The sequence below is a fragment of the Bradyrhizobium sp. CCBAU 45394 genome (genome assembly GCF_028128655.1).
Lineage (GTDB): Bacteria > Pseudomonadota > Alphaproteobacteria > Rhizobiales > Xanthobacteraceae > Bradyrhizobium > Bradyrhizobium diazoefficiens.
Genome location: NZ_LBIX01000053.1, coordinates 1 through 624, shown reverse-complemented (window position 1 = coordinate 624; position 624 = coordinate 1). Strand labels below are relative to the sequence as shown.

Genomic DNA, 624 nt, shown 5'->3' with positions numbered 1-624 from the left:
GCGATCGGCCTGCCGGCCAAAGCTTGGCGCACCATCACGTGGCGGCAAGGAACGAACGAAAAGCTGACCTCGCGCTTTGTACGCGTGCGGGTCCGTGCCGCGCATCGTGATTATTGGCAAACCACCCGGCGATTGGAGGAATGGTTGCTGATCGAATGGCCAAAAGGCGAGGACCAGCCTACCAAATACTGGCTCTCGACGTTGTCGGCGGATGTGGCATTCCGGACTCTCGTTGAGACGGCTAAATTGCGCTGGCGCATCGAACGCGACTATCAGGAACTCAAGCAGGAGGTCGGGCTCGGCCACTTCGAGGGACGCGGTTGGCGCGGCTTTCATCATCACGCAACAACGTGCATCGTAGCCGACGGATTCCTGATCTCCAAGCGGGAGACGATTCCCCCTCAGGCGCTCGGCGCGCCCGGCCGATCCCGCTCGATCGCATTCCCGCAGATTACAGACCCCGCGGATCTGCCGCTGCGGACCCAACGTCACATTCCAAATTCGACCGCGACGATGCGACGGCGCCTCGAACATGCGCTCGTCCGAACGCTGTCGGGATGTCCTTGTTGTGCGATCAAGTTCGACCATTAGACAGATCATCGTTTGTGACGCAGCAGGATTAGG

General features: G+C 60.4%; 1 pseudogene. It reads left to right on the top strand.

The features are described from left to right. Positions 1-476 (top strand): annotated as a pseudogene (locus WN73_RS11635) (transposase); the annotation flags it as partial. Positions 477-624 lie beyond the last annotated feature (148 nt).